At 30.9% G+C, this 25,522-nt stretch carries 34 protein-coding genes and 1 tRNA gene; 15 read left to right on the top strand and 20 right to left on the bottom strand.

Annotated features, from left to right (window positions below):
* Positions 1-49: 49 nt before the first annotated feature.
* The 20 genes from CTY48_RS06920 to CTY48_RS06845 all read right to left on the bottom strand — a co-directional run bounded on the left by CTY48_RS06920 (position 50) and on the right by CTY48_RS06845 (position 9,125).
* Positions 50-238 carry a DUF7336 domain-containing protein gene (locus CTY48_RS06920; RefSeq protein ID WP_099467787.1) on the bottom strand — a complete coding sequence of 63 codons (189 nt, stop codon included), beginning with the start codon at positions 236-238 and terminating at the stop codon, positions 50-52.
* A 364-nt stretch (positions 239-602) separates the two neighbouring features.
* On the bottom strand, positions 603-776 hold the full coding sequence (locus tag CTY48_RS19600; RefSeq protein ID WP_180272664.1) for a hypothetical protein: 174 nt from the start codon (positions 774-776) through the stop codon (positions 603-605).
* Positions 777-1,179: 403 nt separating this feature from the next.
* Complete coding sequence (locus CTY48_RS06910) at positions 1,180-1,365, bottom strand: hypothetical protein (protein WP_099467785.1); 186 nt, start codon at positions 1,363-1,365, stop codon at positions 1,180-1,182.
* Between the two features lie 40 nt (positions 1,366-1,405).
* Complete coding sequence (locus tag CTY48_RS19595; protein WP_180272663.1) at positions 1,406-1,564, bottom strand: hypothetical protein; 159 nt, start codon at positions 1,562-1,564, stop codon at positions 1,406-1,408.
* Between the two features lie 36 nt (positions 1,565-1,600).
* A complete protein-coding gene (locus tag CTY48_RS06905) occupies positions 1,601-1,801 on the bottom strand; it encodes a hypothetical protein (RefSeq protein WP_099467784.1) in 201 nt (66 codons plus the stop codon).
* Positions 1,802-1,849: 48 nt separating this feature from the next.
* Positions 1,850-2,038 (bottom strand): hypothetical protein, encoded by a 189-nt coding sequence (locus tag CTY48_RS06900; protein ID WP_099467783.1) that lies wholly within the window; start codon positions 2,036-2,038, stop codon positions 1,850-1,852.
* A 14-nt stretch (positions 2,039-2,052) separates the two neighbouring features.
* Entirely contained in the window at positions 2,053-2,358 is a 306-nt protein-coding gene (locus tag CTY48_RS06895) for a peptidylprolyl isomerase (protein ID WP_099467782.1), read from the bottom strand.
* Between the two features lie 16 nt (positions 2,359-2,374).
* A complete protein-coding gene (locus CTY48_RS06890; RefSeq protein ID WP_099467781.1) occupies positions 2,375-2,713 on the bottom strand; it encodes a hypothetical protein in 339 nt (112 codons plus the stop codon).
* Positions 2,714-2,728: 15 nt separating this feature from the next.
* Positions 2,729-3,031 carry a hypothetical protein gene (locus CTY48_RS06885; RefSeq protein ID WP_099467780.1) on the bottom strand — a complete coding sequence of 101 codons (303 nt, stop codon included), beginning with the start codon at positions 3,029-3,031 and terminating at the stop codon, positions 2,729-2,731.
* Positions 3,032-3,074: 43 nt separating this feature from the next.
* Entirely contained in the window at positions 3,075-3,242 is a 168-nt protein-coding gene (locus CTY48_RS19590) for a hypothetical protein (RefSeq protein ID WP_180272662.1), read from the bottom strand.
* Positions 3,243-3,429: 187 nt separating this feature from the next.
* Entirely contained in the window at positions 3,430-4,182 is a 753-nt protein-coding gene (locus tag CTY48_RS06880; RefSeq protein ID WP_180272661.1) for a phage antirepressor N-terminal domain-containing protein, read from the bottom strand.
* A 426-nt stretch (positions 4,183-4,608) separates the two neighbouring features.
* Positions 4,609-5,148, bottom strand: a complete 540-nt coding sequence (locus tag CTY48_RS06875) for an antirestriction protein ArdA (RefSeq protein WP_236354794.1) — start codon at positions 5,146-5,148, stop codon at positions 4,609-4,611.
* Positions 5,149-5,322: 174 nt separating this feature from the next.
* Positions 5,323-5,547 carry a helix-turn-helix domain-containing protein gene (locus tag CTY48_RS06870; RefSeq protein WP_099467778.1) on the bottom strand — a complete coding sequence of 75 codons (225 nt, stop codon included), beginning with the start codon at positions 5,545-5,547 and terminating at the stop codon, positions 5,323-5,325.
* A gap of 92 nt (positions 5,548-5,639) precedes the next feature.
* The gene (locus CTY48_RS19585) at positions 5,640-5,816 is read right to left on the bottom strand and encodes a hypothetical protein (protein ID WP_180272660.1); all 177 of its coding nucleotides are present in this window, start codon (positions 5,814-5,816) and stop codon (positions 5,640-5,642) included.
* A gap of 129 nt (positions 5,817-5,945) precedes the next feature.
* Positions 5,946-6,218 carry a hypothetical protein gene (locus CTY48_RS06865; protein ID WP_099467777.1) on the bottom strand — a complete coding sequence of 91 codons (273 nt, stop codon included), beginning with the start codon at positions 6,216-6,218 and terminating at the stop codon, positions 5,946-5,948.
* Between the two features lie 19 nt (positions 6,219-6,237).
* Positions 6,238-6,474, bottom strand: a complete 237-nt coding sequence (locus tag CTY48_RS06860) for a hypothetical protein (protein ID WP_099467776.1) — start codon at positions 6,472-6,474, stop codon at positions 6,238-6,240.
* Between the two features lie 16 nt (positions 6,475-6,490).
* A complete protein-coding gene (locus tag CTY48_RS06855) occupies positions 6,491-6,691 on the bottom strand; it encodes a hypothetical protein (protein ID WP_099467775.1) in 201 nt (66 codons plus the stop codon).
* 102 nt (positions 6,692-6,793) lie between these two features.
* On the bottom strand, positions 6,794-6,958 hold the full coding sequence (locus tag CTY48_RS19580) for a hypothetical protein (RefSeq protein WP_180272659.1): 165 nt from the start codon (positions 6,956-6,958) through the stop codon (positions 6,794-6,796).
* Between the two features lie 82 nt (positions 6,959-7,040).
* The gene (locus CTY48_RS06850; protein ID WP_099467774.1) at positions 7,041-7,931 is read right to left on the bottom strand and encodes a hypothetical protein; all 891 of its coding nucleotides are present in this window, start codon (positions 7,929-7,931) and stop codon (positions 7,041-7,043) included.
* Between the two features lie 969 nt (positions 7,932-8,900).
* Entirely contained in the window at positions 8,901-9,125 is a 225-nt protein-coding gene (locus CTY48_RS06845) for a helix-turn-helix domain-containing protein (RefSeq protein WP_099467773.1), read from the bottom strand.
* Between the two features lie 574 nt (positions 9,126-9,699).
* On the opposite strand from CTY48_RS06845, the gene CTY48_RS06840 reads away from it, so the two are divergent.
* The 15 genes from CTY48_RS06840 to CTY48_RS06770 all read left to right on the top strand — a co-directional run bounded on the left by CTY48_RS06840 (position 9,700) and on the right by CTY48_RS06770 (position 25,408).
* Entirely contained in the window at positions 9,700-9,906 is a 207-nt protein-coding gene (locus CTY48_RS06840; RefSeq protein WP_236354791.1) for a hypothetical protein, read from the top strand.
* Between the two features lie 21 nt (positions 9,907-9,927).
* Positions 9,928-10,164 (top strand): helix-turn-helix domain-containing protein, encoded by a 237-nt coding sequence (locus CTY48_RS06835; RefSeq protein ID WP_099467772.1) that lies wholly within the window; start codon positions 9,928-9,930, stop codon positions 10,162-10,164.
* A 2,067-nt stretch (positions 10,165-12,231) separates the two neighbouring features.
* Positions 12,232-13,239, top strand: coding sequence for a hypothetical protein (locus CTY48_RS06830; protein ID WP_143452702.1), 1,008 nt, complete (start codon positions 12,232-12,234; stop codon positions 13,237-13,239).
* Positions 13,240-13,439: 200 nt separating this feature from the next.
* Positions 13,440-14,054, top strand: a complete 615-nt coding sequence (locus tag CTY48_RS06825) for a hypothetical protein (RefSeq protein ID WP_099467770.1) — start codon at positions 13,440-13,442, stop codon at positions 14,052-14,054.
* A 35-nt stretch (positions 14,055-14,089) separates the two neighbouring features.
* On the top strand, positions 14,090-14,458 hold the full coding sequence (locus tag CTY48_RS06820) for a hypothetical protein (protein WP_099467769.1): 369 nt from the start codon (positions 14,090-14,092) through the stop codon (positions 14,456-14,458).
* Positions 14,459-15,368: 910 nt separating this feature from the next.
* Positions 15,369-16,913: a hypothetical protein gene (locus tag CTY48_RS06815; RefSeq protein WP_099467768.1), complete on the top strand. Its 1,545-nt coding sequence runs from the start codon at positions 15,369-15,371 to the stop codon at positions 16,911-16,913.
* A complete protein-coding gene (locus CTY48_RS06810) occupies positions 16,913-19,744 on the top strand; it encodes a hypothetical protein (protein ID WP_099467767.1) in 2,832 nt (943 codons plus the stop codon). Before CTY48_RS06815 ends, CTY48_RS06810 begins: the two co-directional genes overlap by 1 nt.
* The gene (locus CTY48_RS06805) at positions 19,731-20,018 is read left to right on the top strand and encodes an HU family DNA-binding protein (RefSeq protein ID WP_099467766.1); all 288 of its coding nucleotides are present in this window, start codon (positions 19,731-19,733) and stop codon (positions 20,016-20,018) included. The genes CTY48_RS06810 and CTY48_RS06805 overlap by 14 nt, the downstream gene beginning before the upstream one ends.
* Positions 20,019-20,231: 213 nt before the next feature.
* A tRNA-Pro gene (locus CTY48_RS06800) sits at positions 20,232-20,305 on the top strand.
* Positions 20,306-20,605: 300 nt separating this feature from the next.
* Complete coding sequence (locus CTY48_RS06795) at positions 20,606-20,821, top strand: hypothetical protein (RefSeq protein WP_099467765.1); 216 nt, start codon at positions 20,606-20,608, stop codon at positions 20,819-20,821.
* Positions 20,822-21,012: 191 nt separating this feature from the next.
* Entirely contained in the window at positions 21,013-22,020 is a 1,008-nt protein-coding gene (locus CTY48_RS06790) for a hypothetical protein (RefSeq protein ID WP_236354788.1), read from the top strand.
* Between the two features lie 317 nt (positions 22,021-22,337).
* On the top strand, positions 22,338-22,622 hold the full coding sequence (locus CTY48_RS06785; protein WP_099467763.1) for an HU family DNA-binding protein: 285 nt from the start codon (positions 22,338-22,340) through the stop codon (positions 22,620-22,622).
* Between the two features lie 21 nt (positions 22,623-22,643).
* The gene (locus CTY48_RS06780; RefSeq protein WP_099467762.1) at positions 22,644-23,237 is read left to right on the top strand and encodes a hypothetical protein; all 594 of its coding nucleotides are present in this window, start codon (positions 22,644-22,646) and stop codon (positions 23,235-23,237) included.
* Positions 23,238-23,589: 352 nt separating this feature from the next.
* Complete coding sequence (locus tag CTY48_RS06775) at positions 23,590-24,366, top strand: phage regulatory protein/antirepressor Ant (RefSeq protein ID WP_099467761.1); 777 nt, start codon at positions 23,590-23,592, stop codon at positions 24,364-24,366.
* Positions 24,367-24,454: 88 nt separating this feature from the next.
* Positions 24,455-25,408 carry a tyrosine-type recombinase/integrase gene (locus CTY48_RS06770; protein ID WP_099467760.1) on the top strand — a complete coding sequence of 318 codons (954 nt, stop codon included), beginning with the start codon at positions 24,455-24,457 and terminating at the stop codon, positions 25,406-25,408.
* Positions 25,409-25,522 lie beyond the last annotated feature (114 nt).

The raw sequence follows: 25,522 nt of genomic DNA, 5'->3' as shown, positions 1-25,522 counted from the left end.
TTCACCTATCCTTTTCCTTTCTAATTAGTCTTGAAATGTGAATTTCAAGTTAATATTTGGCTCTAAAATCATCATCAACTTCAATTCCAACATAATCAAACCATACATCATTAGGTTTATTTTTTCTGCTATTTTCTCTATCTGCTACTTGCTTAGCCTTTTCTTTAGTGCTAAATATTCCACCAAATAAGGAACCGTTTTTTCCGTTTGTGCGTTCATTTACTATATAAACCAACATATTATTATTTCCTCCAATCTTATATTGAAATGCGTTTTCCTGTTACTTTGAGAAGTACACCGTTCTCTAAAATCGGCTGATAACCTTTGAAAATTACCAGCCGCGTTTTTATTATTTTTCTACCTCCAATTACACGAGGTTAGCGAAAGAAATATAATTCCCTTCCGGTACATCCGTTTGTTTTTGACGGTAAGCGACTATTTTTCACTGAATAGCCGGCAATATGTATTATTTTGTTTCTGGCGATATCCTCATATCAATTAAAGATTCTTTTGCGCTTTTCCGTTTACAAATGCTAATTAAAAGAGCATAGTAGTTACGAATTAAATCTATTTCTCTCATGATAAATCCTCCTCCTGTTAATTTATGCTGTTTGCAATTTTTGTTTTGCTTCCTCTAAATATTCTTCAAATTCTGGTATACACTCATTTAATTCTCCGAAATCGCATCTCATTTTCGTATTATCCTTTTGTAACAAATAGTGTCCATGTTCTGGAATTACTTCTATTCCATTGATCATTATTCCTGTTATTCTCATAGCTGTTACCCCTTTCTGAATATAGTTACCTTTTGTTGCGTAAATACCAAGTACAAACCAATCAATATAGACATCATAAAAAATGTACCGTCATGTACTGTAAAGAGCGAAATTATGCCTATTACAAGCATCAATAAACCTAATAACTTCTGTTTAATATAATATGCTTTCGTTATTCTGCGCTGCCGTCTTACATCTTCTAACGTGGTGCATACTGAAAATGGTTGATAGATAACCTTCTTTCGTGCTAACATTTTAAATTCCTCCATTTTTGCAACATAAAAGGAAGGCTTTTACCTTCCTACTGTTATTCTCTGTTTAGTTTCTGATTTTCCATAAGTAGAACGATTTAATGTTATGTTTATCTTCCTACCATTTACTGAAATCTATTTTTGATTGAATATTAAATCATCATATTAGACATTGGGCAACCGAAACAACCGCCACACTTAGAAAGATTTTCTTCTTTCTTTTTACTGATATATTCGTTATCATTTGCCTGTTTTTCTGTAATGCATAAACTACATTCATTCATAGTTTTATCTTCTTCACTGTATATTTTTCCACTAAACATCCCTAATCTTTTCATTGCCTGCCTACTTTCCGACCGTTTAAGTCATTTTTGTTTATTAATGCTTCATTTCAAAACTCTTGACGCAAAATTCATAAGTGTCTGAAAGGTAATCTGCTATATCTTCTTCTGGTATGCATTCTGGGACATTTACTTCTGTCGGAAGGGATAAAACATCTTCACTGTCTGCATCCCAATCAATGTTTTTAATTTTCATTTTAATTTCCTCCAATCCTTATATGAAATTTTCCTTTTATCTGACATGGCTTAGTTCATAATTAGCAAAATACTCAACTGTTTTATCTGATAAAATTTCTTTAATTGTTTTAGTTTTTAAATCCATCACATATACAGAAGTACCACTAACTTTATTTGACTCTCTACAAGCTGCCACTATTCCATCAAATTCTCCGTAAACATTCATATCTTCGTCTACAACTCTAAATTCTTTCATATATTAACCCCTACTTTCTGCCCAAACAGGCTTGAAATTCGTCTTTCATTACATAATTGTATTTTTATTATCTTCATTCACTTTTACATATTCTCCAACATCACTTGAAGAAATATCATTGAAGTTATTATACATCGCATCTTCAAAGATATTATCTAATACGCTTTCTGCTGTATCTTCTTCTAGTGTAAATTCAATTTCCACCTTATATGTTCCTGCTTTAATAATATTCGTCATCTTATTTCCTCCAATCATTCAAAAACGAAGGACATTACCAGATTTTCCGGTTTATGTTCTCCGTTATAAAGTGTACATATTCCATTATCAAACTTCCATTCTGAAGCTTTACCATATTCTAACCAGGAACCCTTTCTTCCATTGGCTTGATTAATTCTGTTTTCTGGTTCGTCTGGTACAATGGAATATATTCCATTGGTCTGAATTACATTACCTTTACGCTTTTTCCCTATAAACTCCGATACTCTGTGATCTTTGATAATAAATATGTTACCGGCTGCAATTGCTTTCTTTAATTGTGATAAGTTTTTGATTTCCATTTTTGATTCCTCCATTTTATAATTCATTTCCGATTAGTTTTATAAGTTCATTTATCTTTTGATAAATAGTGTCCTTGTTAATCCTCTTTGCATCTTCAATATATTCCGTCAATCCTTCTGCAATTTCCAATACGTCACGCAAACAACATTCTTTACTTTCCAGATCTGAAAGATAACTGTCTGCATCAGTTTGTGCTCGTTCTTCTGCATATAATCTTTCTGCGTCTATATCCACTATTCTTGACGATATAAGGCTTGCAAGTTCATAGCTGCAATGTTCTTCAACTACTTCTACAATGTCTCTATTTGAGCCGATTAAGACGGTTTGACCGTTGTTTAATGCTATATTCTCCATATGTTTATACCTCCGCTACATTGTTTTACTATTCAAGAATTTCATTAGATCTTCTTTGGTCTTAAAATATCCATACGTTGTAATGTATACCAATTCTCCTTTACGACTTAGAACATAATCATCAATATAAAACCCTATACTATTCCTTTTTGTTATGGCCATGTGATAATAAAATTTGTTATTCTCATAAATAAAAGTAGGATTATTATTAATCTGGTACCATTTATTAATAATAATGTTATCTATTTTAGAAAACAACTTTTCAAACTGTTTTGTAGTTTCTGTTTCTGGATAATTCCATGTTTTACAGGCTGCCATATGTCTAACCCTCCATTCTAAATATAAAAAGGTAGCTGTTAGACTACCTTACTTGTTCTACTGATATAATTTTATACACGTCATGCCTATAACATTCTTTAAAATTATACCTTGCTTCCGCTTCTGAAGTTGCTTTAAAAAAATCATAACCGATACTTTTATTACTTCTTTCAAAAGTAATTTTATAATTTTTTAATGTGTAATTATCCATTGTGTTAATTCCTCCATTCTTCAAATAAAACTTACTTTTCAAGTGGTTTTTATATTCTCCATTAACAACTACTTTCTTTGAATAGGAAAATACAAGACTATTTCCATCACTCTACAGAGTGGAACAAATCAGCTTGTAACGTTTGACCACTACAAGCTGTATGTAAAACGTGAATTATGTCATTGTGTTATGCTTCTGTATATTCCCATTCAGAAATGAAGTCAAACGCTTCATTATAGTAAATAGGATTCAGATCCTTGTATCTGCCACACTCAAAACGAGATTTTAAGCTATTCCAAAGGTTAATAAAGTAGCTTTTGGCATTAGCTTTATAGTTCTTTGAATGTGCGCCACCCAACAGATAATTAATTCGGTCTTTTGCTGCCTTATATAATTTTTGTTGCTGTCTGGTTGAGAGTGTCATATTTTCAACTACTCTATCAAGCTTTTCCGTTTGTGTTTCTAACATGTTTTCCATGTTGTTAATCTGTACTTGTAAAATTTCAAGATGCCCTTCTAATCCCATTTTAGAATTTAAAGTAGTCTTCTGTTCCTCTGTCTCATAAAATGCTTTGTGAAGTATGTCAGCGGCTTCTAGTTGGTATTTCAGAAGTTTATTATATGCTTCCGGACTTTTTCGCTTAACAGTCGGAGTTAGTGAAATTTTAGCAAGCCATAAAGTCACAACCTTTTCATTTAGAAATAGTTGCTTTCTCTTTATCTCTCTATTTCCTTCTGTTTGAACTATTGCAAATTTGCAACAGTTGGATTTTAACGGCTCTTCCTCTTGAATATTTGTTATTTGCCTTTGTGCCTGTCCTTCTGATAAACCTATATCAAGACACACTTTCTTTACTGCCAGCCACACTTGCCCGCTTGCATCTTTTACACCTAATAAGGTGTTACCGTTGAACGGTATTTCTTTTACTTCTGTTTTCAAGCCAATCATTCCTTTCTATTTTTGGTTTTTGTTGCATCCTTCCGTTATAGTTCCTCTGGCTTTATTATCCGCTTTATTCGCTGTTCCAGGTCTTACAATCAACTTATACCCTTGTAGCATCACCTACATGTTATCTAGGGTAATTTCTGCGTATCCTTCACGGCTGCAACGTATGAAGTTATCAATGTGCCAACTTTGGAATAGTGAACGAATGTTCAGACTTGAAAAGAATGTAAAATACTTTTATACTCATATTTGCGATAGTGAGTAGAAATAACTTTTCAAGTGTTCTATTCCATTAGGGCGGTTAGCGTGTCAGCTTTCCGCTCTTTTTGTTATTCCGTTAAATGGTAACTTGTTACTTCACAAGTTGAATAGCTGGCGGATAACTGAATATCCCACGGCTTAACCGCCACCGCTAAAGAATTAATAAATTTGTACACAGTTACCGTTATTAGTAAAAATAAATGTTCCTTCGTAACCCATATCACGACCAAAAGCTTCAAAATCAAAATAGCTTTGTAAGTTTTCGGGAATACTATTCAATAACCCCGTTTCGTCTGCGTACTGTTCCGCAACGTCTGACATATCATTACAATTGTAGTAAACCGTACAATCGTCTTTTTGCTCCATTGCTTCATCAAATGTTAATCCGTTGCTTATACAAGCTTCTATTATTTCCCTTTCGTACTCGTCCAAACTTTCCAACTCATCGGCTAACTCGTTCAGCTCGTCTATACTGTCATACTCTCCGATTTTAAAGCCGTTTAGATCTGTTTCGTAGTCAGTTATAAAATACTCTTCGTATTCTTCATTAATTCCGATACGTTCCAAAACTGCTTCTTTTTCTTCCTCTGTCATTGGAAGGTTTACCCATTCGCCAACCAAATGACCTTCATTGTATTTTCCTAAATTTGTTATAAAAATCTTAATTGTTGAATTATCTCTATTTGTTGTAGTTGTCATATTATCCACCTTTTAACCTTTCTTACATAATCACTTAATAGTTGTTTTAATTACTGTTTCGTTATATTTATAATATCATAACCATTTTGGTATGTCAACACCTTTTAATAATATTTATTACTTTTTAGTTATATTTTAATGTAATAAAAAAGCACTATACGTATTTGTATAATGCTACTCTACTTTGTTACCATCTGGAAATTCAAAACATGAAATATATTTACAGCCTAAGCATTTAGCCATTTCTATATATTCATCTTGTGTAAATTTCCCAACCTTTAAACGTTTTGAAAAATTAGCTTGACTCATTCCCATTTTTGCCCCAAGTTCTGTTAAACTCATACCTGCAACGTCACAAGCAACTTTTATTTTTTGTTGTGTAGTTAATATATAGATCACCCTTTCTTATTCCGATAATGTAATTATTATAACTGAATATATGAAATTTTTCAAGCAATTTAAAAACTTACGAAATACCTCTTTCTTATGTTTTACTCAATATCAAACTTCTTTAACATTGTTTCCTTGTTCACTATGCCACGTTTCCATAAAGTTTCTATACAGATTTTTTCTTCTTTTCGTGCCGTTTTCGTTTCTTTAGTATGATTGATACATAGTAGGTATATAAGATCCATATTGTCCATTTTCTCAATGTCCGGTTTTTTCATTTTTGTTATCTCCTTTTCGCTTACATGAATAGTTTTAATGGGTCATTATTGTTTATAGCATCTCTAAATGTCGTCAGCGAGCCATATCAGTTTCCCTTTATGCCACCCAATTAAATAAGAATTTTATTGTTACAATGTTTGATTAAAACATTCTTTAATAGCTGCTATAATAGTATCTATATTGTCGGCATTATTAGGAATAGAGATTGTTTGATTTCCGATCGTGATTATTATTGCTATACCGTCATAAATTTCTTTAAATCGTGCGTTCTGTTCCTCTGTTATCTGTAAAGGTGAATTGTTTACCTCTTCCATAACTGAATGAATTTTATCGGCTGATTCATCACATACAGTATCATAAAATTTATTAATTCCTAATTCTGAGAAATCATATTTTTTCATAGCGTTTGGCGTCTCCTTCCTACTTATTAATTATTTTCAACACTTCGTCATATCTAACATTGTTAATATCATCATCAATATGTCCAATGTCTTTTAAAGTAAGCTGATAATAACCATCGTCATTAATTTTCATTTCAGCTATGTCAGCAATAGGAATTGAATTACTAATCGGCTGTTTGTTAATGTTCAGCCCAGTTAAAAATGAAAACGTTACAAGTGATATTAAGGCAATTGACTTAACTATTTTATTTTTCATTGTTTCATTCCTCCGTTTATTTTTTAGATTGTTCTGTCCAAACAATACCATGCTTACACAGTTCCATTTCTGCTTCCATCTGCGTAGGGTGATCCGTGATGGTTTTACCAACTTGTAAAATATATCTATTTTCGTTTCTCATTTCTGCCGTATCGCTAATAATGAGCATTGCAGTTTTATCGCTGTTCTTGTCCTTGTAATATATAAATTTTGACATTATTTAAACCTCCTAGTTTCTTGTATTTGATTCTATTTTATTTCTTATAGATACCCACAACAAAATGAATAATTAAGTTATGAATACCTATAAAGATAAAATTTAAACAATTTTTTCAATTTCTGTCACGTTGTCGTATTCGTCATAATCTGAAATATTATAAGCGTTTCCGTTATCGTCCATTACTTCTTCACCGTCTACAATGTAGGTATTTCCGTTTGTGTCTAGTAGTGTTCCTCTTCCTATATCTTCTACTTTTATTTTCATCTTATTGCCCTCCTAATCAATGTTAAGTTCGTGTTATTAATTAGAAAAGACTCTCATCTTTGACAAGTGAAAGTCTGTTTTGTTACTCAATCTTTAAATCATGAAACATTTCATTTGAATCTATTTCATAGTATTTGCATAAAGCAGTAAAAGATTTTATAACACATTGCCATTCCTTTTCGTTGATATGCTGTATCCATGGCTTCATACCCCTGCTTTGTAAATCAATATGAAATTTATTCTTGATTTGTTTGTATAGTTCATTCCAAGCCTGTCCAACTGGAATATTAGCAAAGGCTGCCATCTTTCTAACCGCAAAATTAATCCGGCTTCTGTCTTCCCATTCAAGAATGCCGTTTGCAAGTGCTTTGTTCGACTGTTCTAGTTTTTCGATGTGTCGATTTTTAAAGGCTATCAGATTACCAGTTGCTATTGTAATAGCGGTAATATCTCCGCTGACTTGTGCCATACCTAAAGCTAGAGCCAATGCTTGCTCCTCGTTAATATCTTGCGTTTTTGTTTCGTTGGATGTCTTTTCTTCTATATTAAGTAGCTGTGTACGCACTTCCTTTGCTATGGTGGAATCTTGTAATAACATTCCTACTCTTAGGATTGCTCTACGTGGTAAAAGTGTATTGCTTTTGTATGCAAATTTAATTCCTTCCGTTTCAAAATAGCCTTTGCCGTTAGTTAGGTTCAGGTTGAACCCTACTAAAAAATCTTTCGTTTGATTACCTGAATAATTGACTGTTCCATCTTCTTCTAGTTCATCGCGATTTCTTTTTGTGATTGATTTAATTGCTTCTTCCCCTACCTCATAATATTCAGCAACCTGGCGTATAGTTGCTTTGTCTGTGTTTGGAATTAAAAGTAATTCTTTTACTTTTTCTAACACCTCGACTTTATTTGCCATCTGCTCTCTTAATTCTTTGTTTTCTAGTAAATCATTTTCATTAATTTTTGATAGTCTCATTTTTTATCATCCTTTCCATAATTAAAAAGTTTTGTTCACATTTATTAATTCTCTGTTTTATTACTTACTAATACAAGCGATGTATGGCTTTTCATTTCTTAACTGTTACTTTGAAAGCGTTTACTATGTCCCGTTTGGCGGTGGTTCGTGATACTTTAAAAGCCGTTATACTCATGATCCTTTTTATCACTTGCATTGTGTAAATAATAAATTTTGTAGATATAAAAAGACTACCTATATAATAAGGAAGTCTGTAAGTTTTTTTGTTTTCGTTATGTTTTTCTATGCCGTATTATATGCAAGCCTATTTCATTCTTAACCAGTAACTTTTATTGTTTGTGGTATTAGGCTCTGCCGTAACGGCTTCTATATATTCTATCAAGTGTCTACTTTTACAGGATTGACTAACAGTGTCTAGCTTGTGACCCTCTGACAATCACACTAGAATATATTCAAGCTATAACCCTTTTCGCTTCACTTCTTCCCTTATAGAATAGGAAAGTTACGATATAGATATCCTTGTCATTTTCATAGTAAGGATATTGAATTGTGTCTATCTCATAACTTTTGAAGATTAACGACTGGCTGCCTAGATCATTGTCAATCGGTTGTAAAACTTTGTTACATTTTAATTCTCTGTTTGGGAATTGATTTTCTGAATTGAAAATCTTTTTGAAATGTGTTATACTCTACTTGTTGAAGGTTGAGTATTGTAATTTGTTTTACACATTTCAGTATTCCCGAAAAGTCTGGTAGTTGTCGCTACTGGACTTTTTTGTTACCCTAATAATCGGTTAAGGATTTGCACCTATTCAGTGTCGTAATTGCCTACTGTCTACTTTATTTGATTATTAGAGCGATTGGAAAGTTAGGTTATGAACCTTTGAGAACAGCTCATGATCCGCTGTTTCCTTTCCTTTAACTTAATATAATTATATCATGTTTCGAAGTAACTGTCAACTTATTTTATTACTTTTTATCAACTTTCTTTATTACAGTTTCTGTCTCTTGATTTAACAAAGAAAGTATTTTATTTGCATCGTCTAAAGAAAAAGACTCTTTTTCATTTATCATTTTATAGAATGCTTGTCTACTTATACCAAGCTTATCGGCTATGAATGTCTTTTTAATTCCTGATTCTTCAATAGCTTTGTTCACCGCTTGTTGTAGTTCGTGATTAGTTTTTATATTCATATTGTTATTACCTCCTATTGTCCTTAATACATTTATTATACTGCAATGATTATATCATAGTTATAGACAATTTAGAAAGTGTAATTGACAAGGTGCGAATGATGTTGATATAATTGTTGTTAGGAAGATCGCAAGGACTTACGCTTATAGCTGCCTTGTGAATGGTGTTAGCTAGCTTATGTAATCATAGTATTCGCTATCGCTTGCAAACTGCATTAACTCGCCGTTAATCATTGCTAGAAAGCAATTACTACGATATCCAATCGGATACGTCATGCTTACACCTCCTATGTAATTATTAGATAAAGGCTTGACCTACTGTGAATAGGTTAGGCTTTTATTTTGTGATTGGAATTGTGTGATTGCCTTACCTTTATCTTGATATAATTATAGCATAGGTATACCAATATATCAATAGGTAAACCAATGTTTTTTATTAAATAGCATTGTTCACAATAAGTAATACCGTATAGGTATACCAATTTATATAATATGTACAATTTCAATTGATAGGTTTACCAATTCATGATATTATGTTATAATGAAAAACTTTATATTATATGGAGGGTTTAAAATGGCAATGACTGAAGCACAAAGAGAAGCAGACAGAAGATATAGAGAGAAATATAAACCTATCGTTGTAAGTGCAGCTTATAAGAAAGAAGATTTAGAAGAAGGTAAAAGAGTTAAGGCATATTTAGATCAGACCGGACAAAGTGTAAACAGCTATATCAAAGCATTAATTAAGGCTGATTTAGATAGTAAGGGTTTTATAATATGATGATTGAGGTATAATAATACAATGATTTATGATGGTAATTCAGATAAAGTTATAGATTTGATTAAGCACAAAATGATTGATACAAGAAAGAAACAAAAAGATATTGTAGAATATACAGGATTGAATAAAGGCACTGTTAGTAATTTCTTGAAATATAAAAGTACCAATCCTACTATAGATACTTTAAAAATGTATTGCGATGCGATCGGCTGTGACCTGGTGATTGATATCGTAGAGCGAGATAAGGTACAAGAATAATATAACTACAATATAAACTGTAAATAGAGATTATGTATGTAGAAATAAGTTTACCGGAATTATAGAATGATTGGTGATTGATTGGCGACTGATCAAGAATGATGTTATTAATGATATTGCTAAAAGCGTTGATATATTGTTTGGTATCTTTTAGATAGTACGTATATATTTTATAGTTACTTTATATTATATAGTTTATATTATTTTTATATTTACTATTCGAAATATAGTTGATATATTTTCGATATTAATCTAATTGATAAGATGATAATCGAACTATTGTTATTATCATATTGATAATATCATAACGGTAAAACAACTGCTGCTAGTCACTGATCATATGTTCTTTTATTAGCAAAACATACCGTAATAGTGTAGTATTATGGTATGTTTTATGCATAGGGGGTACGTTTACATATTAAAATAAAGTTTCCACCGGCGAAAAGCCCCTATCAGTTCAACTCACACATTACCACTAAAATTGCACTTCGAATACAAACAATTAACCCAAATTGCTCAAATTCACTTCGACTAACACTTCGAACAAATCTCTCAACCACAAGCAAAACTAAATTTTCTGATAATTGTTTTCACATCAAAATAACCACTTAAATTACCTCAAACCCTTGATTTTACTACTCTCCGTCGAACAATACTCAAAATCTCATTTTACCACTCTTATAGTCTAGATTTTTCCACTAATATTTTCACTTAAAAATCACGCAAATCTACTGATATTAATACTTTTACACCACTCAAAAATTTTTAAACAACCCTTCTACCGAACTCTCCTTTTTAATTTATAATTATATAGTAAATTTACATAGCAATTCCTTGCATCTTTCACAGCCATCTAAACAATATCATCTAAATATCTCACCAAAACTCAACTATTTCTTACCGAGAAATAAGGCAAAAATGATACGTTTTAGCACCAAATTTCAATAAAACTAAATCACATGACCAATTTATCATTTTATAAATAAAAATCGAAATTTATCTTGTGAGCATTAAATTTTATGAAGAAGAATATCAATGTAACAAAATATATTGTTACTTAATCACATTTATAAATAGATGGGAATAATCTCATCTATTTTTTATTGCTTACAAAAAACCACTCTCACAACTCAAATTTCAAATTTACTCTTCTACCCTATCTGATTATCGCCAAGACTATTTAAAACGAAATTTACTCTTAGAAGTACCCAAAAAGTTAAGCAATCGCATATAAAGAATTTTATATATCTACTAATTTAATTTCAAAAAACAAATGGATTAGATTTTACATTAAATAGAAAATTTCACTACACACAACCATAACAAAATTATTGTTAATATTTTTCCAAGTTTTGAATTTCAAGTAGAGAATTATATCTTACACCACTATCCCTATTATTACTGACAATATTTTATCGTCATTTTTACAAATAATCGCATCACAAACGGAGAAATAAATATTGGAAACAAAATCACAAATTTTCAATATGCAAAGGAGAGATTTATTTTATGAGCAATTTAAAACTTATTACAACTGAAAAATTTGGAGAGATGGAATGTGACTTCTATCGCAATAGAAACGACGAGATATTCGGATATCTAAATTAGAAGAATCTCAATCTCTTCAACAAACAGCATTAACAGAACCTATATATAGAAAACCTTATAATCCATGGTTTAGAAAAATGTCTCCAAAATATACGCTGCTAGAAGAACATTTCAATATTAACAAAGGTTCCTTATACAGAAATATCTTAAACGAATTAGAGAATTTATATGATATGGATACCCAACAGAGAAGGAAATGTTCAAACCAAATAAGGAGAATAGCCAATATGGAATTTTACAAGAAAAAGAATTAGAAATTGAATAGAGAATAAAACCATGTACCCATTTACCGTCACAAAAACCAAATCAATAGAGACCCTATATAATCTTAGTATTTGAATTACTTAGTAGTTGAATTAGTGTGCACGAAACGTACCAGATTGGCACGTTTTTTGCACCACGTCTATAGGATAGAAAGTTCATTTTGGCACGTTTTTTGCACCCTGATAAAAAATATCCTTGAATTTTCAAGGAGAAAGGAGATTTTATCCCATAAAAGAAGAAAAATACGATTTACAATTATTTATTCCTGAAAAAATTTATAATTCACAAACTTACTCTACTTATGCCATTGCTACTTATTGTGCAATAAAGGCTTTGTGTAACTCATCCATAAACCATCATTGTTTAACACCCTATCAAATTACATACTATCTCACTATGGATAAAAAGCCGACAAAACGAATGATTAAATACATTAAAACCGGGCTTGATGAATTAATTGAGAACAGAGTGGTTATTCATGAAGGCTCATATCAGACTTGTTATTTTCTAAATTGCGATAGTATTTGGTTTGACACTGAAAAAGAAAGATTCACCATTATAAGCTTTAATGAAGTTCAGATTATATTTAAAGCAAAAAATGTAAATTGTTTTTTATTATTAAAGTTCTGTGTATTTTTAATTGGAACCATTAGTGCTTCTATTGAAGTATATCTGGACGCACATCAAAGTAAAACAAGAGTAGTCGGTAATTTAACAATTGACTTTATCGCCGAGAAATCAGGTATATCTATTAGAACTGTAATTGAATATACGAAAATATTAGAGGAACTTGGATTACTATATGTTAATCGCCAAAATGATTTTGTTATTGATGACAAAAATAATATTAAGCAGCTATCAAATGTATACGGAAGGCCATGTGACAAAGAGTATATAGACATTTTCGCATCCAATCAGCAAAAATATAAATCTTCATATAGATATATTCAAAAAAATATCAATACGGTTAATAACAATCGTAGATTTGCCCAAATGTTTAACCAATTAAAAAAGTCAAATGAAAATAATGAAAAAAACAAATATTCAAATGGAGAAATACAAGATATATACAACTATGTCGTTTCTGAAAATAAAAAATATGAGTTGTTATATGAAAAAAATAAATATGAAGAATATTTGGAAAAAATACGAGACACCGATATTTTTAACAAATATGATTTTATTAGAAAGGAAACGAAATAACCAAATCAAATTAGAAGAAAGAAAAATCAAGATAAGTGAGTTTATGAAAATTAAACGGAGAATTAATATACAACACCACTACCCTACCACATCAACAAACAATCGTCAAACAACTATTAACCAGAATTGGCAATCACAAAAGGAGAAGTCAATGAATAACAAATTTATTTGGAAACAGAAAAGGAGAAACAAAGCAATATATGACAATAAAAACTACGTCTTGCACAGATTTAGGAAATCATAATACCACCGGTCACAACACTAAAACTAGCACTACCATTTATTCAGGTGAAATAAACATTGAAGATTTTAACACTAGTTTCCCAAACAAAAAGAGAATTAGTAATCAGATAGATGCTAACAAGTTAGAAAATCTATTACAAGAAAAGAAAAAACACAAAGATGAGGAGAATAAATACATGCATATGACACTTGAAGAATTAAGGGAAATGAAAATTGTATCTAATACAAATGGCAGACCACTACCAAATTTAACAGATGAAAAGTGGCAAAAGGAATTTAATGTTAGAAAACTATTTATGAGTCCGTATGGTAAGGATGTAAAAAAACTTGGAAATAAGTATTCAAAAGAATCTGGAAAATGGAACGAAGAAACACAAGGTGAATATAATGGATGTACAAACTGGCAGGAATATTGTTCATATATAAATGATATTTTGAGTTGTATTCGCTCTGGTCAAAGGGATTATTGTTATTACATATATCAGATTATGGATCTTGCTAAATTTCATTTTAATAACAGAGAATTAAAAACAAAATACTGTGATGGATATTGGGAAGTATGGTTAAGTTAAATAAATAATAAAAATTGAAAAATGGAGGAATTAAAATGTTGAGATATAAAATAATAGCAGCTAATACTATAGAGGTAGATTTAATGAACGACTATTCAATCGTTGCAATGATTGAATTCAAAAGGGAAACTGAAAAATACAACGCCACCATGTATTTAAAAAGAAATGATGTATCCATGCTTGATTTAATCGGAAAACAGGCAAATGTTGAATTTGCATCTGAGAGAAACCAAATCAAATTGGAAGTTACTAGATATATTACCACTCTCCTAACGGACGGATTCTTTAAATATTACATAGATAGATATGAGTATATGATGAAATGCTTTGATAGAGGAAATGAGCTATTTGAGCAGGAAAGATTTAGATTGCATACGGAAAGTCAGGTTGGTGAAAATGTGTAGTATTTGCTTATTCGATCCTTGTAATTGCCACTGTCCCAACTATATATCACCAAAATATGACTACCACTGCTCTATTTGCGGACAAGGTATTATAAATGGTGAAGAATTTTTAGAGAACATAGATGGTGACATTATTCATTATGAGTGCATACGTGGAATTAGACAGTTACTGGATTGGCTTGGACACGAAATAAAAACAGAGGATTTGAATTTAATAGATTGAAAGGTCTGATATCATTTTTTCAGACACCAGACCCTACACAATATATACATAAACTCAATCCCAATAAGGTTACTCTTTATGTATTAACAAGAGTCTTAAAATTCGCTTCGTTATCTTCTTGTTGGCGCAAGTGATAAATTTCTTTGTATTCTTTGAGAGAGAATTACAAATGAGAAGCAGAATTGATATTGATTGCAACATGGTGATGGATATTATTGCAACAATTAAAATATTACTCAACTATGAACCTCCTTTATTGGTTGAATTTACTTCTGCTATTGCCACATAGCATTGTAAGTATTGTAGCACATTGAGGATTGAAAAAGAATAATGAATTAGAAATTTCAATCGGTTTGTGGATCGTTTGGAGAATTAATAAGTAGAAATGAAAAGGAGGGTTAAATCATAAAAGATATTTTATTTGAAACAAGAGATTTACCACAACTAATAGTTGCCCTGGATTCTGCCGATGAGTCGGCAAATTACATTCATATTGACGATGCAAAAGATTGTATAGAATACTATTGTCCGTGTTGCAAGGGGATTATTAAACCAAGAGCCTACAAGAAGGATATTAATTATCAAGTACAACCACACTTCTATCATGAAACGGGTGGCTGCAATGAGGAAACATTCGTTCACTATATTTGTAAAACTTGGCTATTTGAAAAGGGCTGCAAATTTATAGTGAATAACACTGAATATGAAGTTGAAGATGTATCGACTGAAAAAACTTTACATACTTCATTTGGAGATTATCGCCCAGATATTATCGTAACTACTGTTTCTGGTAAAATATTTTATTTTGAGATCAGGACAACGAATAGAAAAACGGAGCAATATATTCCTAAATGGGACGAATTAGGGAATGATGTTGTTGAGGTAGATACTAGATATTTTATTAATCAAAAATGCAAGAACGATATTTCAGTATTTAATTTAATTTATTCTGATGGAGATTGTTTTATTAAAACCTATACGAGAAATGATTACGACAGTACTATCGCGTTGAGAAAAATTGAATGGAAGCGTCAGGATAAGTTGAATTACAAGATCCAATGGGAACGACTGGATTGGTTCTGGAATGCAATACAGAAATATAAAAATGGAGAAAATACAGATGAAAATGTTTTAGCGTATTTTGATAAGTTAGACTATTCAGATAAACTATGGTGCTATTATTCAATTAAGAAAAAATCATGTATTGATTTAAAGGAACTTTTTAAAAATAATATTAATCATTATTTTTTTGATATGTTAGATTCATTTAAGGACAAAAAAATTGTATATGCATTAAAACAAGTCTCTCCTAAGATATATGAGATTCAGTTCAGAACAGAATTTTTATATATGGATTATACATTGTTTGAGGAAGAAATTATAAAGGTAAAAATTCAAAAAGGAGATATTCTTTCTTTGGATTATGAAGGAGATGTTAAGAAAGGATTCTCTCGACTCCAAGAACGTGTTAAACAATGCGAAAATTTGCTCAAACGAATAACACATATTTCTACATTATCCTATGTCAAAAGCATTGTTCCGTATAGTCATTGGGCTTCACAGCAATATAATTTTCACATGTTATATTTTGATGTCGAATTTGAAGATAATATACATAGCGGAAAAATAAAAGAATTAATTGGAGAAATAAGAATCATTTCAACACAGCTGTCTGAAAGTTTTATCAAAGAAAAATATGAAGAATATAAACGTGGAAAATTAGTTGATTTAGAAAATGAACTAATTAAAGCAGCATTGATGAATAATCAACTATATCAAAATGTTGTTTTTGAACTAACAGAGATGTGTAATCAAAATGATTATTTAAAAATAAGAGTTTCTGATGATTATAGACGTATTACTTTATTAAATGGGTGTACTTTAGTTTCTGAGTATGAGTATAGTAATCAAGATGTGTTTGGAAATTTTGAAAAAAATATAAGAGAAATGTTTGTAAAATGCATAGAAAAACAAAATAAGCAGCATATAAAGATTTCAAAGTATATAGACTTAGTAAATTCTTGTAAAAACAAAATGTGGAAAATTACAAATTTTGACGGAAATTTTATTATGCTTTGTTTAATAGAACCAAATACTAATAAAGAACTTAAATTTAAATATATCTCACTATGTAATTCAAGTGATATAAAGCAAGATATTTTTGATAATATGAAATCCTTATTAGAATACACAGAGAATAATTATGGAATAAGATTTATGGAGGCTTGTTAATGAGAAATTCCATCTATATACCTTCAGTTGATGCCAAAGATTTATATTTGGCAAACAATTTCAAAGAAGAAGAAAAAAATAAAATTGGTTACAGACTTGTGACAAAATCAGGAAATATTAATTATAACAGATTTGTAAACTCTTTAGACTATAGCCTTGATAGCGAAAAAATTAGAGAGATTGTAAAGTCTATCTATTCCAAAAACATGAAGTTTACATTTTCCCATAATGGAAAAGAGTACAGTGATAAAATCATAAATGTAACCTTCAAATATACTAGTCGGGATTTTAATAAAGTAAAAAAGAATACCTATGTAATGGACGGATATTCTTTAGAAGAATTATGTTTTAAAGATAACGTTGCTCAGGATTCTGGTGTTATAGTTGGGATAATTACTTCTATTCCAACGCAAAACATGACTTCGTTAGAATTACCAAGTGGTTTTGTTTTTGTTGAGGATAAATTCGGAAATTTAGTGTACGATAGCAAAAATGTAGGAGTTGTTCTTTCTAAAAAGGAATTACGAGATTATCTTTATGAAAAAGGTTTTAATTGCAATGGATATCACTACATAAGGCTTAAAAGAACGTCTGGTTCGTCAAGGGTTGGCAAATGCTTATTTGTCGAGGAAAGCCTGTATCCAGAAATTCATTTATGGGAAATGTGTGGATTAGACATATCAGAGGGGGATGCAGTAGATTTAGCGGCTTTGGAATCGTATATCTCTCTTCCAACTAGTAGTGCTATTGATATTCTTACCATTGACCCAAAGAGTATTCTAATCATACCAGACCATGATAGTACTTTTGTGGAAAATTCTGTAGTTGTCGGAATGGATGAAAATAAAAGAATTACAGTTAAAGAAGATGATGTAGAAGTGTCAAATTCAATTTTCGATGGACAATCTCTAATTGATATAAGCATAATGGGTGATTATAAAGAATATGGTATGGTTCTTCTAAGGAATAGATTTTTCAAATCCTGTTGTTTTAATACAAATATTCAAACGTGGTTTTCTGATAACAACATTACTCAAATTTCACAACTACACCCAGAATCTATTACATTGACTGACAAAATTGAAGATATAAAATTGATTACAACCCCAAATAGCATTAAGTACGCCAAATTTGCTCCTATTATGCAGTGGTTAAAAAATATAAACTCTACTTTCAGTGTCGTAAAACATGAAAAAAAGACTCATTTTTTTGGAGGTAGGATGGTTCAGTGCCACTATCAGTTATTGAATACTTTACAATTGTCAAGGAAAGACGTTCATACTTTATTACAACCATCTTTGGATTATGTGAATTTATTAAATACTGATACAGATGTATTAAAATATCATGTAAAATGTTCATTACTTGATAATATAGATGAAAGTCTTTCAAATGTATTCAAAGATAAAAATGATATTGTTTACACTATGATGAATCTATCAGATGAATTTTATAAAACAAAATATTTTTATGACTTTAAAAGGGAAGCCTGTAAGGCATATTTAAAAAATATGAAAAGAGGACACGTTTTAATTGATGGAAATTATTCAGTCTTATTTGGCAATCCCTATGAAATGTTGCTCCATAGTATAGGATTGTTTAATGGACACTCTTCTATTCCGTGTGGAAATATACATACAACCAGATACCCATTTGGGGAAAAAGTGTTAGGTTGTCGAAGTCCTCATATATCAACTTCAAACCTTCTTGTTTCAACAAATATTAAACACGATATGATTGATAAGTATTTTAACTTGACTGATGAAATCGTGTGTTTAAATGCTATTGGAGAGAATATTCTGGAAAGACTTTCTGGTGCTGACTACGACTCAGATCAGATGATAGTGACAAACAATTCAATTCTTATAAATGCTGCTTTAAAAAACTATGATGTATTTAAAGTCCCAGCTAATAGAGTCCCTGCTAATAAGGTTAAAAGAATATACACGGCAAAAGAAAAATCTGATTTGGATTATAAAACCAGTGAAAATAAGATTGGCGAAATCGTGAATCTATCACAGGAATTAAATACTTTGATGTGGGATTATATTAATAAGTCTGGAAAAACATTAAATTCATGCTACGATGAGATCAAAGAATTATATCATGATATTTGTATATTAAATGTTTTAAGCTGTATCGAGATTGATAAGGCAAAAAAAGAGTTTGACATTTCATCTGGTAAAGAAATAAGAGAAATTAAAGAGAAGTGGAAAAAGACAACATTTAGTAATAAGACAATTAAGCCGGCTTTTCTTGGATTTATAGCTCAAACAAAGGGTTATAGAGACTCACAAAGAAAAAAATATAACTATCATGAAACAACCATGGATTATTTGCTAAGAGAAATAAATCAATATCGTTCAAAAAAAACTGATGCTAATGATTTTATTCCTCTCTCGCACTGTTTTAGATTTGCAGAATTTAATCAGAACTCAGTGAATAAAAAACAGCTAAGCAAAATTGTGAAAATGTGTGAAACTACAATGTCGTCAATTAATGCAGTTTGGTCGAAAGATTATTATGAAGTAAGCGAAAAATATTTATTAACGTCTCAATATAAAGATGATTTGGTATTTAATATTCAAAACATAAAAATTAACGTACATACTATGTTTTCGTTGGTGGAATATGTTGATATGAAAAAATACTCTCATATTTCCAAATTATTATTTTTTGCTTTGTTTAATTATGAAAATGAAGCAGTTTTAGAATTAATGAAAAAACTTAATCCATCTGATACATATATTGATGAAAGTTACGATGGGGATTTAAAACTATATGACATAAAATTCAAGAGATACGGAGGAAGTTTGATTGACAAAAAATGAATTTATCAAGGAAGTTGCAAAGAGAGGAAGATTTTCTAACTATGCTGTGGAGGAGATGTATAATGTTTCTTCTAACCTAATTATTGAAAGTTTAATTAATGGAGAAAGTGTTGACGTGCCCGGACTAGGTGTTTATAAAACGAAATCAAGAAAAGAAACTACGTACAAAAATTTATTTGGCGTGAAAGAAAAAACAATAGCAGGCGTTATATATCCCTCTTTTTCCATATCGAATACTATAAAAACCAGAGTTAAAAATACATATAAACATTAAATAGTTACTGAAAAGTTACTTTTTGAGAAAACCGACCCATCTAAAAAATATGGGATACTTCCATATGCTATACGGGTAACTCCCGTGATTTTTCCTCTTTTAAAAATAAGGGAACCATAGGAAGAGAATATAAAAGTGATTAATAATAATCTTATTTCCTTTCAAGCCGATGGCAACATTACCGTTCTGGTAGTGTTGTCATTGGTATTTTTATGGGCATTGGCTCAGTTTGGCAGAGCACCTGATTTGGGATCAGGATGTCGAGTGTTCAAATCACTCATGCCCAATTACCGTATTTTACGGAATACAAAACAAGAAAGAAGGTTTTTTCATAATTCAGATTACAAAATCAGAAAGTGTTGAGTTACAGAAGTTAGGTTATTCGTTTGGAAATGAAGGTGATCTACATCATACTTACACCAGATACAAAAAGTATTATTTTACCGAATCCAGAAAAGGTATGATTGATCTAAATAAGATTCGAAAATCAAATATTGTTAAACAGGTAATGTAAATTAATTTGGAGAGTAGACACTACTCTTCTATTTTTATGCTCAAATTTAGTAATGAAAAGGAGATTTTATAATATGGCAAAGAATGCAATTGTACATAAAGTAACAACTACCGAAGAAATTAAGTTATCAGGTATCGTATCCGAAGATGGATTAACAATGGATTTAGACGGAGAAATTAAACACCTTGCTGATTTTTACAAGAAATTTGCAGGCAAGCACATTGATGTTTCCATGAAAGAAAAGACGGAAGAAGAAATTGCGGATACTTCTGATTTATCAAATGAGTAAGGGCGGTGTGACTTATCGGAATTGACTTAAAAAGATTAGAGAATGAATCAGATGAAGAATTAATATATAGAATTTGTTCTAATAAAGAAGTTATAGGATCTTGGCAAGAAGTTGCTAATATTTTAAATAATCTTTTAAACACAGTATTTACAGAATCGAAATTCAGGAAGCAGTATCAAGCTTTTGAAAAAATGCTTAATGCAAACAAAACCAAATTTATAGAGTCAGATAATCAATTAAAAGAATTTGAAATTCAAAGGCGAAATTTGGAACGGGAAAAAATTAAGTTCAGAGATGAAAGAAATGCATGGCAAAAGCAAAATTATATTGATGCTAGAGTTGAACAAAAACTAGATAAACTCGAAGATGAATTGCTTTCTTTAGGTAATGCAAATTTTGAAACTCACGAAAAAGTAACTATCGACTCAGACAATGACATTTTAATTATTTTGAGTGATTTACATATTGGACAAACATTTTCCTCTTTTTTTGGAGAATATAATTCTGACGTAGCTAAAAGAAGGTTAAATCAGTTATTGAACGAAGTTATTGCAATTCAAAAACTGCACAATTCTGAAAAATGCTATGTTTCTTGCCAAGGTGACCTTATTTCAGGAAATATTCATAAGTCAATACAAGTCACAAATAGAGAAAATGTAATTGAGCAGATAAAAATAGCGACAGAATTAATATCATCTTTTTGTTATGAATTAACAAAATGTTTTCAGACAGTATTCATGTCCAATGTTAGCGGCAATCACTCTCGTATGGACAGAAAAGACGATTCTATTCACGACGAGAGACTTGATGATGTGATTAGTTGGGGCGTGGAATTATCATTGAAACATATTGAAAATTTTCATGTGCTTAAGAGAAATTTAGATACTGGTATATCTGACATATCCATTCGAGGAAAAACATATATCGGGGTACATGGTGACTACGATGCTTTTAGTAAATCTGGAGTTTCAAGTCTATGTATGAGTTTAGGTTTTTTACCTTACGCAATCACATTTGGACATATGCACACTTGCTCTGTTGATGAAACAAACAGTGTAAAAATGATTCGTGGTGGCTCTTTGGCTGGATGTGGTGACTCTTATACCATCGAGAAACGTTTAACGGGCAAACCTAGTCAAATGGTTTGTATTTGTACTAATAAAGGTGTAAGGGCTTATTGTCCGATAGAACTACATTAGATTAACAACAATAAGTCAATCACAAGTAGATTGGCTATTATTATGCGAAAAATGGATTATAGTAGCGTTGACCAAACCTGAGTCCATGAGCCTTCTGATTACGGCAATGCATAATTACGTAATATGGCAGTTAGGATTAGCCGAAAAGAAAATTCCTACTAAATAATGTGGACAATTCAGCAATGACACAAGAAAAAACTATTGCTGCAAAGTACAGATGTTGTAGGCGTCGTGTGCTTATCTATGAAGAATGGTTTGTACTACTCTTCTATTTTATTAAAAAAATAAATTAAAGAATTTAAGGAGATTTAAAATATATGGTAAAGAACGAATTATTAAAAGCAGTATCAGAAAAGGTGGAAATTTCAAGAAAAGATGTCGAGGCAGTATTATCAGCATACATTGATGTTGTTACTGAAACTTTAGCAGAAAACAAAGATGAAAAGGTTGCACTTGGTAATCTTGGTGCATTTAAAGTAAAAAATGTTCCTGAAAGAACCGGAAAGATTATGTTAGGCGAACGCAAGGGCGAAGAGTACTGTGTTCCTGAGCATGATGAGATTACGTTTAAGATGAGTAAAACTGCCAAGCAGTTGGCTTAATCTGATTGGTGGTGAATTTATTTGAAAACATTATATTTTGAGAATGTAGAAGAACTGTGCTGTGATATTGCAGACAAATTTGAATCTTTAAATAAAGAGAATTATAGTGATTTATCAATCATTGCAAAATACGAAGAAGCAAGAGAAATCATTAAAGGATTAATCTGTTTCGGATATGATATTGCATCCATAGATATTCATCGTGAAGAATTTGAAGATTATTGGGACGAGTACGTAATTTCTCTTAATTTTGACGGAATCTGGTGTGAAAAATTTAAAAGAAATAATAACTATGTTGTCGAGGCTTCTACAATTACATATATTTCCAACGAATGCAATTCTAAGATAATTCCATATGTAAAAAGTGATATAGTTTATGCGTTTGAGATTGGTGAAGAAGTTGATGAAGATTACGAATGTGGGTGTGAAAAATGTAATTGTAATACATTATCAAACACATTAAATAACAAGCTAAGCGACGGACTTGATAATTTTACCGATTGGATGATTATGTTTTCTACTATATTAAAGAGCAAGGACTATCTCGAAGATATGTTAGACGAGATATATAAGTTTGATGATTTGCTATGCGGATTATATGGTAGACGAAAATAATAAATGTAATTTATAGGAAGATTGTGTGTTATAGCGCAATCTTCTTTTTGTTTGGAGAATAACTCATTAGAGAGATTACTCTCCTGCCAGATTAAATATCAATTAACACAAAATGACCGTTTCCATTGGCGTGGGCGGTTCACTTGTGCAAACGAATATTAGGGTACGTTCCTAATTGCACAAAAGGATACCTTCTCGGAGAACACCGAGCCTCCATCTATCAAGTAATCAGCGAAATGTTGATTACATCATGGAGAGGTACATGTCGTGAGACAGTAATAAATCCTCTCCTTTTATTAAAAAATATGTGGGAATAACCACACAGATATAAAATAAAAGGAGAAAGTTATTTATGAATGAAATCGTTTTACAAAGTAAAAATGGAGAAATTTTAGCAAGCAGTCGTGACATTTCTGAAAAGTTTGGAAAGAATCACAATCACGTATTAAGAGATATTGATAATTTGATATCTGGCTGTCCAAATTTGGATAGCGAAATGTTTTATGAAACTACCTACAAAAATCGTGGAAAAGAATATAGATGTTTTGATATTAATCGTGACGGATTTTCGCTTTTAGCTATGGGATTTACAGGAAAGAAAGCATTAGAATGGAAATTAAAATACATTAATGCTTTTAATGTTATGGAAGAAAAATTAAAAGCAGGCAGTTACCTTTCAGAAGAAGAAAAACTCAAATTACAATTGTTTAGTAAAGATTCTTTAGAAGTTGTCAATGCCCACAATAAATTAGTAGAACTTGCCACTGCTCCACTTATAGCTGATAACGAAAGAATGAAACCAAAAGAGGAATTTCATGATGCTATAGCGGTCGCTGAAAATTGTATAAATTTTGGCGAATTTGCTGGAACGTTTCAAAATAACAGCAATATATCTTTTGGTAGAAACAAAATAATGGATTGGTGTAGAGATGAAGGATATTTGTGTTCAAGTTACAATTTAAAAAATAAACCTTCACAACAAATGCTAGATTCAGGATATATGAAATACAAGGAAAATATAAATGAAAGAAATGGTAAGAAATACATAACCTATACCCCTCTATTATCCGGAAAAGGACAAATTTGGCTTACAAAGAAGTTGTTAGAGTATTTTAAGGAAGTAGCGTAATTTATTTTAGAGAATATGTGGGCGGTGAAAGTAGCTACCTACCAGTAAATGAGGCTGGTTAGTAAATGGACGGAAAGGAAGTGACAAAATGGCAGAACGTAGTAAACGAATTAAAATGCACGATGAAGAAAAACTTAAAAATATTAATCCAGAAACATTGAAATTATTTCAGAAATATCAGGTAGATATGTCAATTCGAGATTTATCACAGAATTCTATTGATGCATATAACTCAGATTTAAAGCAATGGTTTATATTTATGCATGATACGCAGTTCAATCTATCCGCTACTGAAGCATCAGAAGACGATATTACCGAATACTATTATTGGCGAAAGCAACAGGGCAATAACGTAAATCGACAAAAGCGAGTTATGTCTTCTATATCAGCGTTTTATAAATTCCTTCGAAAAAAGAAAATTATTAAAGAATCCCCTGTCGAATTTATAGACAGACCGAAAGCAGGACAACCTATAGCTGTTCAAACATATCTTACAAAAGAACAAGTACAATTAATGCGTGAAAAGCTTGAGGAATATGGTGATGTTCAGTTACAAACGTATGCTTTTCTATCTTTAACTACAATGGCAAGAGTTCATGCTGTTGCAAATTTAAGATGGGATCAAGTTAACTTGGAAGAACGTATTTGTTCTAATGTACTTGAAAAAGAGGGAAAGTTAGTTGAATTATCATTTAGTGTGGAAACAAAAGAATGTTTAGAAAAACTTATAGACTATCGTAAAGAAAATAATATAAATGATTACGGTTGGTTATTTATCACTCCGTATGTGAGGGAAGATAAGCCTATTCAAGATGGGACTTTGAATGAATGGTGTAAGAAAATTGGAAATATGATTGCAGTTCCTACGCTACATCCTCATGATTTTCGCCATTCGTATGCTACATTGCTTAAAAATTCTGGTATCAGCTTAGAGGATGTTTCTACTATGTTGAACCACGCCGGAACCGATGTAACTAAGAAATTTTACATCAAAACCGATACGTCTAAAGTAAGAAAACTAAAAGATAATGTAATTATTTAATTTGAATTCCAAATTTCAAACGGAGAATATATACATATAAGCAATAATATATAACATTATTGGTTCTGACGTGCGTGGGAAGTTAGATTAAATGTGGTCAATCCTATGGGCATA

This window comes from Konateibacter massiliensis, assembly GCF_900184995.1.
GTDB classification, from domain to species: domain Bacteria; phylum Bacillota; class Clostridia; order Lachnospirales; family Lachnospiraceae; genus Lachnotalea; species Lachnotalea massiliensis.
Note: the sequence above shows the minus strand (reverse complement) of the source record. Positions and strands in the feature narration are given on the sequence as shown.

Bases quoted from the DNA above. Each gene is read 5' to 3' on its own strand.
- CTY48_RS06920 (WP_099467787.1), bottom strand. From the start codon at position 238: ATGTTGGTTTATATAGTAAATGAACGCACAAACGGAAAAAACGGTTCC.
- CTY48_RS19600 (WP_180272664.1), bottom strand. From the start codon at position 776: ATGAGAATAACAGGAATAATGATCAATGGAATAGAAGTAATTCCAGAA.
- CTY48_RS06910 (WP_099467785.1), bottom strand. From the start codon at position 1,365: ATGAAAAGATTAGGGATGTTTAGTGGAAAAATATACAGTGAAGAAGAT.
- CTY48_RS19595 (WP_180272663.1), bottom strand. From the start codon at position 1,564: ATGAAAATTAAAAACATTGATTGGGATGCAGACAGTGAAGATGTTTTA.
- CTY48_RS06905 (WP_099467784.1), bottom strand. From the start codon at position 1,801: ATGAAAGAATTTAGAGTTGTAGACGAAGATATGAATGTTTACGGAGAA.
- CTY48_RS06900 (WP_099467783.1), bottom strand. From the start codon at position 2,038: ATGACGAATATTATTAAAGCAGGAACATATAAGGTGGAAATTGAATTT.
- CTY48_RS06895 (WP_099467782.1), bottom strand. From the start codon at position 2,358: ATGGAAATCAAAAACTTATCACAATTAAAGAAAGCAATTGCAGCCGGT.
- CTY48_RS06890 (WP_099467781.1), bottom strand. From the start codon at position 2,713: ATGGAGAATATAGCATTAAACAACGGTCAAACCGTCTTAATCGGCTCA.
- CTY48_RS06885 (WP_099467780.1), bottom strand. From the start codon at position 3,031: ATGGCAGCCTGTAAAACATGGAATTATCCAGAAACAGAAACTACAAAA.
- CTY48_RS19590 (WP_180272662.1), bottom strand. From the start codon at position 3,242: ATGGATAATTACACATTAAAAAATTATAAAATTACTTTTGAAAGAAGT.
- CTY48_RS06875 (WP_236354794.1), bottom strand. From the start codon at position 5,148: ATGACAACTACAACAAATAGAGATAATTCAACAATTAAGATTTTTATA.
- CTY48_RS19585 (WP_180272660.1), bottom strand. From the start codon at position 5,816: ATGAAAAAACCGGACATTGAGAAAATGGACAATATGGATCTTATATAC.
- CTY48_RS06865 (WP_099467777.1), bottom strand. From the start codon at position 6,218: ATGAAAAAATATGATTTCTCAGAATTAGGAATTAATAAATTTTATGAT.
- CTY48_RS06860 (WP_099467776.1), bottom strand. From the start codon at position 6,474: ATGAAAAATAAAATAGTTAAGTCAATTGCCTTAATATCACTTGTAACG.
- CTY48_RS06855 (WP_099467775.1), bottom strand. From the start codon at position 6,691: ATGTCAAAATTTATATATTACAAGGACAAGAACAGCGATAAAACTGCA.
- CTY48_RS19580 (WP_180272659.1), bottom strand. From the start codon at position 6,958: ATGAAAATAAAAGTAGAAGATATAGGAAGAGGAACACTACTAGACACA.
- CTY48_RS06850 (WP_099467774.1), bottom strand. From the start codon at position 7,931: ATGAGACTATCAAAAATTAATGAAAATGATTTACTAGAAAACAAAGAA.
- CTY48_RS06845 (WP_099467773.1), bottom strand. From the start codon at position 9,125: ATGAATATAAAAACTAATCACGAACTACAACAAGCGGTGAACAAAGCT.
- CTY48_RS06840 (WP_236354791.1), top strand. From the start codon at position 9,700: ATGGCAATGACTGAAGCACAAAGAGAAGCAGACAGAAGATATAGAGAG.
- CTY48_RS06835 (WP_099467772.1), top strand. From the start codon at position 9,928: ATGATTTATGATGGTAATTCAGATAAAGTTATAGATTTGATTAAGCAC.
- CTY48_RS06825 (WP_099467770.1), top strand. From the start codon at position 13,440: ATGACAATAAAAACTACGTCTTGCACAGATTTAGGAAATCATAATACC.
- CTY48_RS06820 (WP_099467769.1), top strand. From the start codon at position 14,090: ATGTTGAGATATAAAATAATAGCAGCTAATACTATAGAGGTAGATTTA.
- CTY48_RS06810 (WP_099467767.1), top strand. From the start codon at position 16,913: ATGAGAAATTCCATCTATATACCTTCAGTTGATGCCAAAGATTTATAT.
- CTY48_RS06795 (WP_099467765.1), top strand. From the start codon at position 20,606: ATGGCAAAGAATGCAATTGTACATAAAGTAACAACTACCGAAGAAATT.
- CTY48_RS06790 (WP_236354788.1), top strand. From the start codon at position 21,013: ATGCTTAATGCAAACAAAACCAAATTTATAGAGTCAGATAATCAATTA.
- CTY48_RS06785 (WP_099467763.1), top strand. From the start codon at position 22,338: ATGGTAAAGAACGAATTATTAAAAGCAGTATCAGAAAAGGTGGAAATT.
- CTY48_RS06775 (WP_099467761.1), top strand. From the start codon at position 23,590: ATGAATGAAATCGTTTTACAAAGTAAAAATGGAGAAATTTTAGCAAGC.
- CTY48_RS06770 (WP_099467760.1), top strand. From the start codon at position 24,455: ATGGCAGAACGTAGTAAACGAATTAAAATGCACGATGAAGAAAAACTT.